The organism is Gottfriedia sp. S16(2024), assembly GCF_050473765.1.
Classification (GTDB): Bacteria; Bacillota; Bacilli; order Bacillales; family Bacillaceae_G; genus Gottfriedia.
The window spans coordinates 4,147,952-4,162,108 of record NZ_JBFLUO010000001.1 but is presented as its reverse complement, the minus strand read 5'-3'; the positions used below and the strand labels follow the sequence as shown (position 1 = coordinate 4,162,108).

Here is a 14,157-nt window from a genome sequence, read left to right as displayed (position 1 = left end):
TTATAAATTTATACTATAAAACGCGCAAAAATTGTTATTATTTGGAATATATTGTAAGATTTATCTTAGTAGATTAATAATGGGAGGTTTTAAGGGTTGTTGAATTTGGATACGACAATAAACGAACTCCATGAAATAAACAAAGACAGGGATGCGTTTGATTCCATAAGTGGTTACTTTTACCAATTTGAATTAACACTATTACATATATTATTTGATGGTAGAGAGCAAGATGCTTTTGATGATGAAGATTGTAACGCGACTTATCAAATAGAAAAAATTGAGGATTACGTAAAGTATTTTGAAAAAGATGGTAAAGGGTACATTCGTCTTGCACAGATGAAACATCATGATTCAAGGACAACAAATTCAAAATATTATGGTGCAGTACTAAGCCTATATTTTACTTATTTAAAATTTATCGAAAGAAATGTAACAGATGTAGAATTTCTGGCAAGTATTTTTTATTATGATAAGTCAGATGTTAAGAATGCTCAGGATGTATTAAGTGATGCTTTAAAATCCGAAGCCAAAAAGTTACAAAGTATTATTCAAGCGATAAAGCATACTGGATTAGATTCCGCTTCAAATAGAGGAAGTTTTTCATCTGGAACAAAGTTTGTTAAAACACCCAATTATCCATCGATCACTGAACAACTTAAAGATGAACTGACTATTAGATATGGAGACCTTCAACCTAGTCATGCACCAGAGCATCTATATGCTTCGGCAGTTAGTAAACTAATTGCTGATAGCACGAATGGGTTGGGATTTACTTTAGAGAAATTAAATAATTTATTTAAGGAAGAAGTAACTGTAAAAAAAGATTTTTATATGCTTAAGATTATTGATTATGTAATGGGGATTATTGATACGAGTATAAATGAAATTATTAATAATAAAATTCGTGGATATTCAGATGAAGTTAAAGAAATCTACACCAAAATCTATACAGAAATCATTGGTCCCTTTTTCAAAGTGAAATTTCAAAAAGCTGAGTACAGGTATTCGTTTTTACAAACAATTACTCCAAAGGAGTTTACAGAAGAAATCCAATTAAATAAACTATCTGAATATAAAGCATTTTTAGAGGCAAGTGATTCGATTAAGCAAATTTTAACAAATCTAGCTAAAATAGTATTTAATTATAAGATGGAAGAAGGAGAAATTTACTTAGACGAATGGTTTGAAATAAATGAAAAAGGCTGGTTATTCACCTATCCTTCAGAAGAAAGAGGAAAGGGTGTGCTAATTGGAAATTTTTATGGCGATCTTTCCATATCCTTGAACTATATGCTTCCTAGGTTAAAAGATAAAGAACTACGTCCAGAGGTCTGGTATGTAAAACATGACGATGAAATGTTTAATGCTTCGCATCGACTCTCTTATGAGCTAGATTTTACATCTCCATCAGAGGATGTAGAACAACATTTATATGCGCAGCCTTCTGAAGATCATTATCATATACAGTGTTTAGGTTGCTTAGCAATTACGGATCTATCAAATTGTAGACGTATTGGGAATATTTTTTTGGATAAATGCAAAGTTAGGGGAGAAGAAGCGTGAAAATAGAAGAGGTTTGCGACTATTTACGTACCAATGGTTATACTGAGAAAACTTTTCTAAGAAATAGTACATTTCTTAATAGTGAAGGGAGAAGAGACAAGAAAGAAGTAAATATTCTTCCTTTTAATCAAATTTTTATAAGTCAAAATCAAAATGAGGTTTATATAGTAGAAGAAAAAGAGAGCTTGTTTACTCCAGCAGAACTTGAAAAATTCGATAATTTAATCCTTACTTTTATTCAATTTTTATCTAATAAAGATGTAATTAAATACAATATAAATCTAGTATTAGTATGTCCATTTAATACAAGAAAAAATCAAAAAGAATTTCATAAAATGATTAGTTTTGAAAGAAGTAAGTATAATTGCAGAAAGATATTTTTAGATGCCTCTAGTAATGATTTTAATCAGGAGATGTCGATATTACCCTCATTTGCATTAGATGTACAAGTCGCATTAAAAAATGTTCAGGTTGATAGTCTGACTAAAGAAATAAAAGATGTTATGAATGATAATTTATTTAATCTCTTGGTAAGGGAAGTTGATGATCTTGCCCTTAACGAAATACTGATGTCATTAGACTCAAAAGGGGATTTCAAATGAGTAACGGGTTCTTAATTAGAAATATATACATAAAAAACTTTAGAGGATACGAGGAAAAGACATTCGCATTTTTTGAAAGACAAGAAGAAAATCGGGGGTTAATCTTACTTAGTGGCTCAAATGGGTACGGAAAGACTTCCTTACTCGACGCAATTGAATGGTGTTTTACTGGTACAGTCCAACGATTAAAAGAGGATTATATTGCAAGAAAAGAAAAAAAGAATAAAAATTTGAAAAAGTGTCTCATACGGCATAATGGAAGAAATGAAGATGTTATCGTTGAAGTAAATGCAGTATATAAACTGAATGATGTAACGATTAGAAGGGTTTTTAATGGGGCAGATGAAAGTCTTGCATTTGCGCCAGATTATAGTCAGTTTTTTGTGAATGGAAATAATATTTTAGAACAAAAAACAATAGACTACGTGTTAGATGAGCCTATCTCGAAAGATTTTTATGAGCGGTATACTTGTTCTTATGAGAAAAATTTAAGGGTTTATGAAAAAAGCAGAGAAAATATTTATGATATGTTCTCCTCATTTTTTGGTGGGACAAAAGAAATCGAAACAATCATAACGAATTTAGATGGTGACAAGAAAGATAAGAATAAAAGAGGAATAATTGACCAATTAGATTTAAAGATTAAAACAGAAATCAAACTGGATTTTGATAAGAAAAAAGAAAAATATGAGGAGACAGTTGAGGAACTAAATAGCTTGTTAAAGGCAAAACAAAATAATGAAATTGAGGACATGAGTACGCTAATTTATCCTAAACAACTTCTTTTTAATGAAGAAGAAGTTCCTGAGTCTATTCTTGATTCAAAAGGAAACATGGATGAAAAAGTTATCCATTTAAAAAAGCAAAGAAACTATTTAAAAAATATAAAAATCATACAGGATAAAGCCATTTCATATCATTATTCTACTCAATTTAAAGCGGATCTAGAAAAAAGGAGATATTACGACGAATTTATCAAGAGGATATATCATCCTTATGCTGAACTTAAAGAAGAAATAACCAGTATTCAAGGTAAAACAATTCAGGCGATTACTGAAGTGAATCAAATGTACCGTCTTTACCATAAAGATCTTTTAAAATCTTCGAAACCATCCTTAGAAGGAGTCAAGATATTAAAAGATCTTAGTACAAAACTGAAAAACATAAATGTGGTACAGATCGAACAATTTAAGACGATTGATTCTAAACTTGTGGAATATCAAAATATTGAAGCTGAATTAAAAGGTTTTAATTCAGCAGATGATGAATTAAATGCCATGAGATTACTCGTTGATCATAAATCTGGCTTTGAAATTCATCGTAGTAATGGACATAAAAAGTGTCCCCTTTGTGGTAGTGAAGAGAATTTTGCTAATCAAAATATTTTAATCGCATCAATTGCAAAAAACATTTTGGGAGAAATTGATACAAAACGAAACGAACTTCAACAAAAGCTTACTGATTATCAAAAAGAAGTAAATATCATCTATCAATCTTTTTATGAATACCTCGATACGATCATTAATATTAGATTGAAAAACCAAAAAAATTTATTGAGCAACTTTAACATGTTGAATGAGTTTGCAAACTACTGTAATTTATTCAATTTAAATTTAGACGAACTTAGTGAAGTAACAATCAATCAGAAGAAACATAATCTTGAAAATGAATTACCAGATGATAAAAAAATTCAATCACTTGAAGAGATGATTATAAAAGGCTTAATCGGAGATAATGAAGTACTTTTTGGCATGTTAGATACAAATGGTAATAGAATGAGTACAACGGTTTTTCAATTATTAGATACAAATGGAAAAATTAATGCAATACAACTGTTTATAAAAGAATATCAAAATATTAAAGAAGCTTTTCCTTTGATTATGGAAGTAGATAAAGTCAATCCTGTAGATTTAGAAAGTAAAATCGCACTTCTTGATCAATTAATAATACATCTTGAAACTGATGAAGAGTTAACATTAAAACAAAAAAAAGTACTTAATTTAAAGAGTAGTTATCGAGCGAGTGAAGAGGCTTATATAAAAAAAATAAAAGAATTAGAAAAACTGAAAGAAATCCTTAAAGAACTAAAGAACGTAAGAAATCAGTGGGATAAAAAAATGGTGGAAAACTTAAAGATTCCACTTCAACAAATTTATCGAAGAATTAACCGACACACGAACATTCAGGATATAAATTTATTGGTCCAAGGAAAAACTAATCCGTTAGCAAGTTTAAATGCAAATGTGAATAATGAAGAAGTAGCCGCTACAAATATCCTAAGTGCTGGGCAACTTTCTGTAATGGCATTAGCAATCTTTCTGACCATTTCTATGGGGCAGAAAGAGAATACTTTTAAATGTTTCTTTTTAGATGATCCGATCCAGACAATGGATGATTTAAATATACTATCGTTCATTGATTTGCTTCGTACAGAGCTTGCAGTGACAAACAAAAACAATAGGTTTATCGACCAATTATTTTTTACAACTTGCGATGAAAATTTAGAAAGATTAATCACACATAAAATGAAAAGTTTCGGAGTTAATTACACTCATATTCATTTTACAGGTTATGGTGATGCTACTGTATTAGTATAAAAAAACGTGTCATTTCTGACACGTTTTTTATAATTTATTTTTCTATTTTTTTAAGTAAATAGCAATTTTACACAATAAATCGGGCAGAGTAGTACTCCTGAAATTGACTGGTTTTTTTTCTATTCCATTAGAAATTTCATCACATGCAAAAAAATCTTTTCCCATAACAATATGTACTTCTCCATCACCAATAAGACGATTGTACATATCAAGGGCGTCTTCTAAGTTAGTACTATATCTCCAATGCCCTAATGAATACTGTTCATTATACCAATTGAATCCTCCTTCTTTCTGAAAGCATTTAAAAACGAGTACTTCTTTTGCAATTAATAAATCTTTATCACTGTTTGACAAAAACTTCCAATTATTCTCCATATATATTCCTCTCTAATTCATTTTTTATATTAGTATTAATTCAAATCTATGCTAGTAGAATTCCAAAAAGGATTGAAATTAAATTTTTTTCCGTAATATAATTAAATCTTCAATTTCATCCAGACACTTAAGTGTTTTTAGGTAAATATGAAAAATCTAACTAGATAGAAGCTTGGTGATGTGTTTCTTATAATCTCGCAATTAATCTAATTAAGTTATTAATGATCATTTATTCGTTAATGGATAATAACTTCAAAAGAAATAATTTAGGAAATCATTAACACATTTTTGTAGAGGGTATAGGTATATTAAATTACTAATGCCCCCAAATTAATTTCTATCATATATGAAAAGAACTAAACCAAACTAAAAAATTTAATCGATTCTTTCTTTTATTTCCATCAAATCGTGTAAAAAGAAGTCTTCTTTTTTATGACAATTAACTGAATAAAATAAATCTAACACTGATGGATCCTCTAGTTTATGAAATAAATGTGCTTGTGAAAAACCTAAAACATTTTTATCTTTAATTAGTAATTTTAAATGTTCTTTCTCTTTTCCAAAGTATTGAGATAATGCTATTTTGGTTGCATTACTTTTAAAAATTGGCTTTGGCATTCCCATTCCATAAGGTTCCAATATAGGCAAATCAGTCATCAATTCTCTTGGAAATGATTGAATTGGAATGTTACTAATATAAAATTGTTGTGGTGAACTGATGTGCTGTTTTAATGCTTCTTTTTGTATGTTAGATCGGAATAAATTAACCTGGTTTTCGGTTAGATTGATCGAAAAACCTGCTGCCATTGGATGACCCCCGAATTTCTTCAATAAATCCTCACACCCAGATATACAATTAATAATGGAAAATTGACTTCCTTGTAAACTTCTTGCTGAACCTGTTCCGTCACTAGAGATAACAATTGTCGGTTTTTTATAATAGTTTGAAACTCTGGATGCGAGAATCCCAATAATCCCTTTGTGAAAATCCCCGTTTATCACTAAAACGTCATCGTTTAGTAAATTTTCACTCTGTATTTTTTCTTGAATCGTCAAGAATTGTTCTGCTGTTACTTTTTTTCGTTTGTCATTTAATGAAATGAGTTGATCAATTTCTTCATTAGTTGGATCAGTAGAACGAAGAATGGCAGCAGCGAAATTTGGGTCTCCAATTCGTCCGCACGCATTAAAAATTGGACCCAACGTAAAGCCAAATGTTGAACTATCAACTGTTCTAATCCTTAATTTTTCCATTATTTTTTTGAATGCAGGATGGGGATGATTTTTTATTTTTCTTAATCCATGCCAACAGATTATTCGATTTTCTCCAATTAATGGTACAACATCAGCGATTGTTCCTAGGGTTGCTAAGTCAAAAAATTTAAAAGATTCACCAATCCATTCTCGATTTAACTTATGATAAATAGCTTGTACTAGTTTTAATGCAACGCCTGCTCCACATAAGTTTGCATTCGGATAGTTGTTGTCTTTTCGTTTTGGATTGATAAAAGCCAAACAATCAGGTCGCCCATTCAATACCTCGTGATGATCAGTGACAATCACATCAATTCCTTTTATTTTCGCTGCTTGTAAAGCGTCATGTGCACTAGACCCATTATCAACTGTAATAATCAGTGAATAAGATTTTGATAGACTGTTAACGATTTCCTTTGATAATCCGTAACCTTCTGTTCTTAAAGGCAATCGTGTGTCTACATGACCACCCAATTCAATTAAAGCCTGGCTTAATATAGTCGAAGAAGTCATCCCATCGCAATCATAGTCTCCAAATACTAGAATTTGTTCTTGCCGAGAAATAGCTTGTAAGATTCGGGGGACTGCCATACTCATTTCATCTAGTAAAAATGGATGATGCATCGAATTAAGTGAGGGAATGAGAAAGTCTCCCAGTTTTTTAGATGTATTTATCCCTAAATGAAATAAATGTTGGATAATGGTTGGATAAAGACAATATTGTGATGAGAGGTAGCGAATCATTGCAAATTCTGTTTCATCTTCAATCGGTTTAATTTTATTCCAGTTCATAAAGTACCTCCGAATTTAACTTTCATATGTATAGAATGTACGACATGAAATGAGTTTATTCTTAAATAAAAACATTTTATTTTTATTCAAGAATGATATAGGTACTCAAAAACTAGTGTATATACTGTTTGGAGTTAATAAATAAAGGGTTCACTAATATAATATTAAGGAACATTTTTGATTAAATTGAATAGACAAGGATCCTCATATTCAGTTGTAGAATATAAAGAGCCAGAAGAAAACAATCCTAGGGTATCTTTAAATTGAATGTTTCCGCGAAGGTATGTAAAACAATGGGGATATGGTGACGTTTACATTGAAAAATTACAATTAGAGATGAACAAAAAGGTTGAAAATTGGCTAGCAGAGAATAATTAGGTTGAAGGGATTGGCATATTTGCTAATCCTTTTTCTTATTACATGACTGTTCAGAGTAACAACACACCTTGCTTTAATCACACGAAATTAAACGTTTTTCATTCTATTTTTTTATTTACATGTACATAGGCACACAGGCAAGCATACGACACATATAATTTAATACGGTATGTGCATAAGCACTTAACCGCCCTGTATAGCAACAGTTCGGCATATACAAAAGGGAAAGGGCGGGGTAGCATGGTAAATGATGATTCAAAGAATAACAGTGCTACATCAGCTCCTATAAAACCCGTTGGCACAGTTATTCTACGAAATAAACCAAATATTAATTTAATAGCAAAAAGTGTTATGATAGCCTTCAAAAACGGTACTACAGTAAAAAAGTAGTCCGTTTTTTTTATTTCTGAACTCTTTTCTGGATTAAGTAAAGGAGGTTAAGCTAAAATAAATTTATTTGATGTAGTACCATTCTTAAAGTACATTATTTAAAAAATTTAGTACCTACATTCGTAGTAGATGCACCAGGCGGAGGAGGTAAAATCTCACTTCAACCAAACTATATCGTCTCTCAAAGTAGTAAAAAAACAGTACTAAGAAATTTTGAGGGTGTCATCACATCTTATCCAGAGCCTGAAAACTATAAAGAGGATACTGCAGAAGATTATTTTTCATTAGTTTACCCTGATTATTTAAATAAGGCAGCTAAGGTTGGTATTGCTAGTATCATGAATGATCAAGTGCAAAGTCTTATTCCTTCAGATTTAGAAAGAATGAAAAAGAGAGAACAATATCAAACGGATCCAGCACATAGTTCATTAAAAAATAAACGCGAAAAACGAGATGAATTAAAGGAGAAAAAGTTTCAATCACAAATTCAAAAAATGGATGGAAGTGTAAAGAAAGATGAATAATACATTAAAATGTGATTGGTGCGGTGAGGAGAATGTACAGGAAACAAAAGCAGTTGTACATTGGGAATTACCGGATGGTTCCAGAGCAATCACAATTACTGGTGTACCATCATTTCATTGTGATCAGTGCAAATTTACCTATCAGAAGGAAGATATGGTCAAATCAATAGAAGATCAGTTGTTTCTTATTTCAACAAAATTACTTCCAGTTTCAGTTACATTTGATGAATTAATGAAGCAGCCTAGATTATTAAAAAGAAATTATTTTGACTTCTCGTCATAGAACGAGTATTTTTAAAATATAAAATAACTCTGTTATTGTTTAAAGTATATTTAAAAAGTAACAATATTTTTAGAAAAAGAGACAAAATAAATAATAAAACTGAGGGAGAATCATGAGAAAGTCATTTTACCATTATATGATGAAGCATAGAAACTATAAAATTCCTAATGAAATTGGAATATTGGCAGATCATCTTTTTAATGATCACTCATTTCCAAAACATTCTTCAAGCTATGACGAAATTAGCTCGTATTTAGAGTTTGATGGAACTTTCCATCAATCGATGAGCGTTTTTGATGAAGCATGGAACTTATATTTAGAAGATCAATAAGATGTGACTTAGGTTAACTAAGTTGCATCTTTTTTTTGAAACCTCCTTTAATAATCTCCCCTTTATTTATTGATTCTACCATTTTTGAAACTAGCTATTAATTTCTTACCTACAAAATAGGCTATTCCCTTTTTTTATTTACTATGAAAATGACAGACAATTATCTATTGGTTGCATAGTATACAGTAAAAACGAATTAGTCACGACGTATGGAGAAGGAGGTAAGAAGTATGACGAAGAAAAAACAACCCAAATATAACGTAGATGATATTGTCGTGATTACGTTATATGGTACTGTCGGTAAGATAACAAATATAAACTTTCTATTTTTATTGGGAATTCATCACTTAAGTAAAATGCATAATACTAAGGTGATTTTATGTTAGCAGCTATTTATCTCAGACTCTCAAGAAACGAAGAACAAAAAGAAGTCGAAGAAGTTTTACTTAATCATAAAAACGCTTTGATCAAGCTTGCCAATCAACATAGTTTAAAATATATCATTTATCAGGAAATTTCGAGCGGTGTCAATACAGAGCGGGAACAATTAAATTTATTGCTTAAGAAAATACATGAATTTGATTATTTAATTATTATGGATATAGATCGTCTTTCACGTGATAATGCTCATGCGGAACAAATTAAGCAAGTATTAATCTTAAATGATATTAAAATATTAACCCCACAAGGTAAAATAGATTTATCCCAGGAAACGAATGAAATGTTATTTTCATTTCAAGCAGTATTGGCTAATTTTGAATATAAACAGATAAAGAAGCGGTTATCAAGAGGTAGATTAGCAGCAGCGGAGCAAGGAAAATGGGTAATGAGTAATAAGACCCCACTTGGATATCGTAAAAATTCGGAAAAAAAATTAGAAATAATTGAAGACGAAGCGAAAATCATTCGACTAATATTCGATAAATCGTTAGAACGTGTTTCAGTAAATGAAATAGCCCGACAATTAAATAGGTTAAATTGGCGAAGTAGGCAAGGTAAAATCCTTACTACATCACATATTAGCCAGCTACGTACGAATCCTGTATATTATGGAGCAATTCAGGCTAGAAGGCGTATTCATAATAAAATTATTGATGAAGTTTTTATTGAAAATGCGCATGAGGCAATCATAACAAAGGAGCAATTTTTTGCCGTCCAAACTATATTAGAAAATAATAAAAATGTTTATTTTCCAAACCGAAAATCAATTCGTAGGTTACAAAATTTAATATACTGTAATTGCTGTGGGCGGAAGCGATATATTCAAAAAGATCGTTCAAATATTGATTTTATAAAATCATGTTCAAATAAAATATCAAACAATCAATGTAATGATCGGGGCTATAAATATCAATTAGTTGAAGAATTTGTTTTAAAGAGTATTAAAGAAAAAAAATCAGAGCTAGAGAATGCGTTAAAAATACTAGATTCTCAGAAAACAATCGAACTAGAAGAAAGATTAACGACTGAACTCGTTTCGTTAATCAAACAGAAGGATAAAATTCAAAAAAGACATAATAATGTTAGAGAAATGAGAATGGATGGAGAAATTACTAAAAATGAATTTGAAGAATTAAAAAATGAACTAATCGTTCAAATGAATCAAATGAATGAGCAAATTGAACTCTATCAGACTCAAATAGAGAATTTAAGAAACAAAAAAGAAGATCGTCAAAAAATAGAGAAGATCATTGAAACTCTGGACGATTTAGAAGGAATTGATCCTGAACTATGTAATCAATTTTTAAAAGTATTTATTAATAAAATATGGTTTAGTAGTAATATGAATTCAAGTCATGATACTACTCGAAGTAAGGAAATTGCCACTATTAAAATAGAATGGATCTAACACATTAATTATCTTCAATGAAACGATTCCCTCTAGAAATCTGCCACTCGGTTATTACTTTTTGAGAATCTCAAAGTTAAAATAAAAAGTTCAGTTTACCATCTTCGAAAAGATTGAACTGAACTTTTTTTTATTTATCTGCTATTGATCAATCTAACTAATTCATTAAAATATTTTTCAGCTTCCTTAGTACTTCTTGCACATTTTAACCTTTTCATTAAAATATTGTAATGAAAATCAACTTCTTCATTCGTTGCATCATTCGTGCTGTCATCTTCATTATTTAGTTCTATTCCATCGACAACTCCAGTATCAGTTTGATGCATATTTCCCATGGTAGTCGAAGGGGCACTTGTCTTTTTGTTATTATTTTTCTCTTTTTCCATTTCTTCAAGAGTTGAACTAAAATCAATGATTTTGTTATTAACGTTTTTATCAACCAATTTTTCTAAATATGCACCGCCGCTAACTCCACAAATAAAAGCATAAATGATAATAGATACAGGAGTTTGATCATCTGTCGTTAGAACAGCAATAAGGTAAGATATACAACCTGCCATAGCTCCAAGAATTATTTCTCGCTTAGAACCTAGTGAATATCTTTCTCTACCATCAGAATCTTTAAAACGATAACTTCTAATGTAGCCTTCATTTGCTAATAATATATTGGCATAACCACCTATTGCACCAATTAAGATTGATAGAAAGGTCAGAAATAAATCATTAGATGATAATGTATCCAGCCAATTTTCGTACATATTTGGTAGCCTCCTGTTTTTGTTAAACTATATGGAGGCTTTTTTTAGAATAGTACTATTAGATGCAATACGTTTATAAAGGTCATTTTTTACGTATTTATAAAAAACTTTATTAGGTAAAAGAAAGCTGAAATAGGTTGATCTAATTTGTTCGAAATTAATCTTAAATCTTAACAGGTATTTGTTTATTTAAAAAAGAGCGAATCGTTTGATTAAATTTTTCTGCAGCTTCCATTTTGGATACATGGCCAGTATTTTTGAAAATAACTAATTTAGAATTTGGAATACTATTATGCATTATTAATTGAAGCCATACTGGAGTAATCGGATCATACTGACCACCAATAATAAGCGTTGGCACTTTTATATTTGGTAACAATTCTCTGTTATCGACCTTAAAACAGGCTTTCATTGACTTGTCATAACCTTCTGGATTTGGGCGATAATATTGTTTGAATTGTTGTAATGACTCTTTTTCCCATGAAAAAAGGCATGTTCTTGCTGTCATCTCTTTTAACTGTTGTGGAGTAAAAATTTTTGAACGAAGCTCTTTATATTGAATAAACCATAATCCTAGTAATCTTGGAGCAAAATGAAATGTACTAACTAGAATTAAAGAGCGACATCTAGTAGGTGCTTGGCGGTACATCTCTTGGGCAACAATCCCACCCATAGATAAGCCTAATATATGCGCACTTTCAATTCCTAACTCATCCATTAAATCAAGTACATCTTTTGCAAAATTCTTAATTGAGATCCCTTCAGTTAAATCATTTTCTCCATGACCTCTCAAATCAGGAATAATTAAATCGAATTCATTCGCTAGTTCATATTGCTTAAACCAGCTTTCTTTAACTTCTCCAAGACCATGAATTAATACGAGAGGTTCTCCAGTACCTAACCGGTCATAATACAGTTTGATACTTTCCGTTTTTATAACGTACAATTTTATCACTCCTTTGTAACTTTTTTACTAAAATATTTAACGAATAAACGCTATGTTTGAAGTTTTTTGAAAATTTATAATAAATTATATTGACTGTATTGACGCTATATTCATATATGTGTAAAATACACCTATAGATTTTTTATAGAGGTGTTACCAATGAACAATGATAAAGATAAAAATATTACTCCATCAAAGAATTTTATAATGCCTTTTATTCTTCTACTCCTAAGTCGGATGACACTTCATGGATATGATCTAATTCAAAAGCTCCACGCATTCGGGTTTCAAACACTTGACCAAGGAAATTTATATCGATTACTAAGACAACTAGAGAAAGAAAATCTTGTACAATCGGAATGGGATACGAAAGGAAGCGGACCTGCAAAGCGCTGCTATTCAATTACTGAAGCTGGGAAGGCATACTTAACAGGTAACGCAAGACAACTCGAACTTTATCAATCAATGCTTGATCAATTTTTCAAAATGTACACTAGTTTTCTAGAACTCTACATTCCTCCATTACAAAGAGAGGATAAAATAGAGAAAAAATCGATACCAAAAGAGGAGGAAGAAGTTTGACGATACAGAAAGCTTCAAAATCAAAGGTGGAAGTTCAAAAAATTGAAGATGAGAAAGTAGAAAAATATTTTATGGATCCTTTTTTTAATACACTTTGGGATCAATATGAAAGTAGTTTGATTCATCTAAGAGACAGTAGAGAACAAAAGTTAAATTCGTTTGTTAAAGTGTTAAAAGAAACAAGGAAATTTAATGAGGAATATCGTAATGCAGTAAATGGTTTATTTGGAGAAGTAAAGTCCTTTAATAATCATTTAAGAGTAAATTCATCAAATATTAAAATTGCAAATCCAAATGCAGCCCAAGAAATTCAATCAAGTGTGAATCTATTTGAAGAAACGGTAAATAAATTTGGTGAGTTCCTATTTACACCGTACAAAGCCTCAGTTGAGTTAATGGAAAAGCTAGAAGAACAATATGAACAAACTGGAAAATACTACATAGAGAGTTTAAAGGAAAGAAATCGAGTATGGTCATCATTAAATGAACATTACTTGGAATATTTAAGAACAGCACATACAAGCTTTAACCATCGTATTGAGGATAGCTTTAAAATGTTTACATCTGTTAATAAATAAGGAAAAATGCAATTAGCTAATGATAAACAGTCTTTGTCTTCACACTCAAAACAACTCATTTAAATCAGAAGAGTTGTTTTTTTTATGTCTTTTCTGATTTTCTTATAGATTACAATTCCTACTTAAGAGAACTATAGACTAGACCTTTGAATAGTCTATAGAGGGGTGTTTCTTCATGGATCAGTTTAAATATGAAGAAATTGGAACATTAAATGCAAAGCTAGCTGCAGAAGCATTACTAAAATTAACTTTAAAAATAAAAAATGACGAGATAAAAATAAAGACATCTGATAAGCCACTCACTTAAACTTGAGTGGTATTTTTGTCTTATTAGCCAATAAAAATAGAAAGT

At 30.4% G+C, this 14,157-nt stretch carries 15 protein-coding genes; 11 read left to right on the top strand and 4 right to left on the bottom strand.

Annotated features, from left to right (window positions below):
• Positions 1-96: 96 nt before the first annotated feature.
• The 3 genes from AB1282_RS19750 to AB1282_RS19740 are packed head-to-tail and all read left to right on the top strand — an operon-like array spanning position 97 to position 4,765.
• Positions 97-1,566, top strand: coding sequence for a hypothetical protein (locus AB1282_RS19750; RefSeq protein WP_429900022.1), 1,470 nt, complete (start codon positions 97-99; stop codon positions 1,564-1,566).
• Positions 1,563-2,168 carry a hypothetical protein gene (locus tag AB1282_RS19745; RefSeq protein ID WP_429900020.1) on the top strand — a complete coding sequence of 202 codons (606 nt, stop codon included), beginning with the start codon at positions 1,563-1,565 and terminating at the stop codon, positions 2,166-2,168. Before AB1282_RS19750 ends, AB1282_RS19745 begins: the two co-directional genes overlap by 4 nt.
• Positions 2,165-4,765 carry an AAA family ATPase gene (locus tag AB1282_RS19740; RefSeq protein ID WP_429900018.1) on the top strand — a complete coding sequence of 867 codons (2,601 nt, stop codon included), beginning with the start codon at positions 2,165-2,167 and terminating at the stop codon, positions 4,763-4,765. Before AB1282_RS19745 ends, AB1282_RS19740 begins: the two co-directional genes overlap by 4 nt.
• A 42-nt stretch (positions 4,766-4,807) precedes the next feature.
• Here AB1282_RS19740 and AB1282_RS19735 read toward each other — a convergent pair whose 3' ends face one another.
• Entirely contained in the window at positions 4,808-5,140 is a 333-nt protein-coding gene (locus tag AB1282_RS19735) for a hypothetical protein (RefSeq protein ID WP_429900016.1), read from the bottom strand.
• A 375-nt stretch (positions 5,141-5,515) separates the two neighbouring features.
• On the bottom strand, positions 5,516-7,186 hold the full coding sequence (recJ, locus tag AB1282_RS19730) for a single-stranded-DNA-specific exonuclease RecJ (RefSeq protein ID WP_429900014.1): 1,671 nt from the start codon (positions 7,184-7,186) through the stop codon (positions 5,516-5,518).
• A gap of 848 nt (positions 7,187-8,034) precedes the next feature.
• Here recJ and AB1282_RS19725 point away from each other — a divergent pair.
• The 5 genes from AB1282_RS19725 to AB1282_RS19705 all read left to right on the top strand — a co-directional run bounded on the left by AB1282_RS19725 (position 8,035) and on the right by AB1282_RS19705 (position 10,941).
• Positions 8,035-8,478: a lysine 2,3-aminomutase gene (locus tag AB1282_RS19725; RefSeq protein WP_429901187.1), complete on the top strand. Its 444-nt coding sequence runs from the start codon at positions 8,035-8,037 to the stop codon at positions 8,476-8,478.
• Positions 8,471-8,761 (top strand): YokU family protein, encoded by a 291-nt coding sequence (locus tag AB1282_RS19720; protein ID WP_098234086.1) that lies wholly within the window; start codon positions 8,471-8,473, stop codon positions 8,759-8,761. The genes AB1282_RS19725 and AB1282_RS19720 overlap by 8 nt, the downstream gene beginning before the upstream one ends.
• 112 nt (positions 8,762-8,873) lie before the next feature.
• Positions 8,874-9,092 (top strand): YozE family protein, encoded by a 219-nt coding sequence (locus AB1282_RS19715; RefSeq protein WP_025671848.1) that lies wholly within the window; start codon positions 8,874-8,876, stop codon positions 9,090-9,092.
• Positions 9,093-9,322: 230 nt separating this feature from the next.
• Entirely contained in the window at positions 9,323-9,478 is a 156-nt protein-coding gene (locus tag AB1282_RS19710; RefSeq protein ID WP_335408428.1) for a hypothetical protein, read from the top strand.
• Entirely contained in the window at positions 9,472-10,941 is a 1,470-nt protein-coding gene (locus tag AB1282_RS19705; protein ID WP_429900013.1) for a recombinase family protein, read from the top strand. The genes AB1282_RS19710 and AB1282_RS19705 overlap by 7 nt, the downstream gene beginning before the upstream one ends.
• 134 nt (positions 10,942-11,075) lie before the next feature.
• Here AB1282_RS19705 and AB1282_RS19700 read toward each other — a convergent pair whose 3' ends face one another.
• Positions 11,076-11,699, bottom strand: a complete 624-nt coding sequence (locus tag AB1282_RS19700; RefSeq protein WP_429900011.1) for a hypothetical protein — start codon at positions 11,697-11,699, stop codon at positions 11,076-11,078.
• 163 nt (positions 11,700-11,862) lie between these two features.
• Positions 11,863-12,645, bottom strand: coding sequence for an alpha/beta fold hydrolase (locus AB1282_RS19695; RefSeq protein ID WP_429900009.1), 783 nt, complete (start codon positions 12,643-12,645; stop codon positions 11,863-11,865).
• Between the two features lie 159 nt (positions 12,646-12,804).
• On the opposite strand from AB1282_RS19695, the gene phaQ reads away from it, so the two are divergent.
• From phaQ to AB1282_RS19680, 3 genes are all read left to right on the top strand, one after another.
• Complete coding sequence (gene phaQ, locus AB1282_RS19690; RefSeq protein ID WP_390311867.1) at positions 12,805-13,227, top strand: poly-beta-hydroxybutyrate-responsive repressor; 423 nt, start codon at positions 12,805-12,807, stop codon at positions 13,225-13,227.
• Positions 13,224-13,805: a hypothetical protein gene (locus AB1282_RS19685; protein ID WP_429900007.1), complete on the top strand. Its 582-nt coding sequence runs from the start codon at positions 13,224-13,226 to the stop codon at positions 13,803-13,805. Before phaQ ends, AB1282_RS19685 begins: the two co-directional genes overlap by 4 nt.
• Before the next feature lie 175 nt (positions 13,806-13,980).
• Positions 13,981-14,112 (top strand): hypothetical protein, encoded by a 132-nt coding sequence (locus tag AB1282_RS19680; protein WP_390311865.1) that lies wholly within the window; start codon positions 13,981-13,983, stop codon positions 14,110-14,112.
• Positions 14,113-14,157: the final 45 nt, after the last annotated feature.

Excerpts from the sequence above, each read along its gene's own strand:
- AB1282_RS19740 (WP_429900018.1), top strand. The coding sequence starts at position 2,165 with ATGAGTAACGGGTTCTTAATTAGAAATATATACATAAAAAACTTTAGA.
- AB1282_RS19735 (WP_429900016.1), bottom strand. The coding sequence starts at position 5,140 with ATGGAGAATAATTGGAAGTTTTTGTCAAACAGTGATAAAGATTTATTA.
- recJ (WP_429900014.1), bottom strand. The coding sequence starts at position 7,186 with ATGAACTGGAATAAAATTAAACCGATTGAAGATGAAACAGAATTTGCA.
- AB1282_RS19720 (WP_098234086.1), top strand. The coding sequence starts at position 8,471 with ATGAATAATACATTAAAATGTGATTGGTGCGGTGAGGAGAATGTACAG.
- AB1282_RS19715 (WP_025671848.1), top strand. The coding sequence starts at position 8,874 with ATGAGAAAGTCATTTTACCATTATATGATGAAGCATAGAAACTATAAA.
- AB1282_RS19710 (WP_335408428.1), top strand. The coding sequence starts at position 9,323 with ATGACGAAGAAAAAACAACCCAAATATAACGTAGATGATATTGTCGTG.
- AB1282_RS19705 (WP_429900013.1), top strand. The coding sequence starts at position 9,472 with ATGTTAGCAGCTATTTATCTCAGACTCTCAAGAAACGAAGAACAAAAA.
- AB1282_RS19700 (WP_429900011.1), bottom strand. The coding sequence starts at position 11,699 with ATGTACGAAAATTGGCTGGATACATTATCATCTAATGATTTATTTCTG.
- phaQ (WP_390311867.1), top strand. The coding sequence starts at position 12,805 with ATGAACAATGATAAAGATAAAAATATTACTCCATCAAAGAATTTTATA.
- AB1282_RS19680 (WP_390311865.1), top strand. The coding sequence starts at position 13,981 with ATGGATCAGTTTAAATATGAAGAAATTGGAACATTAAATGCAAAGCTA.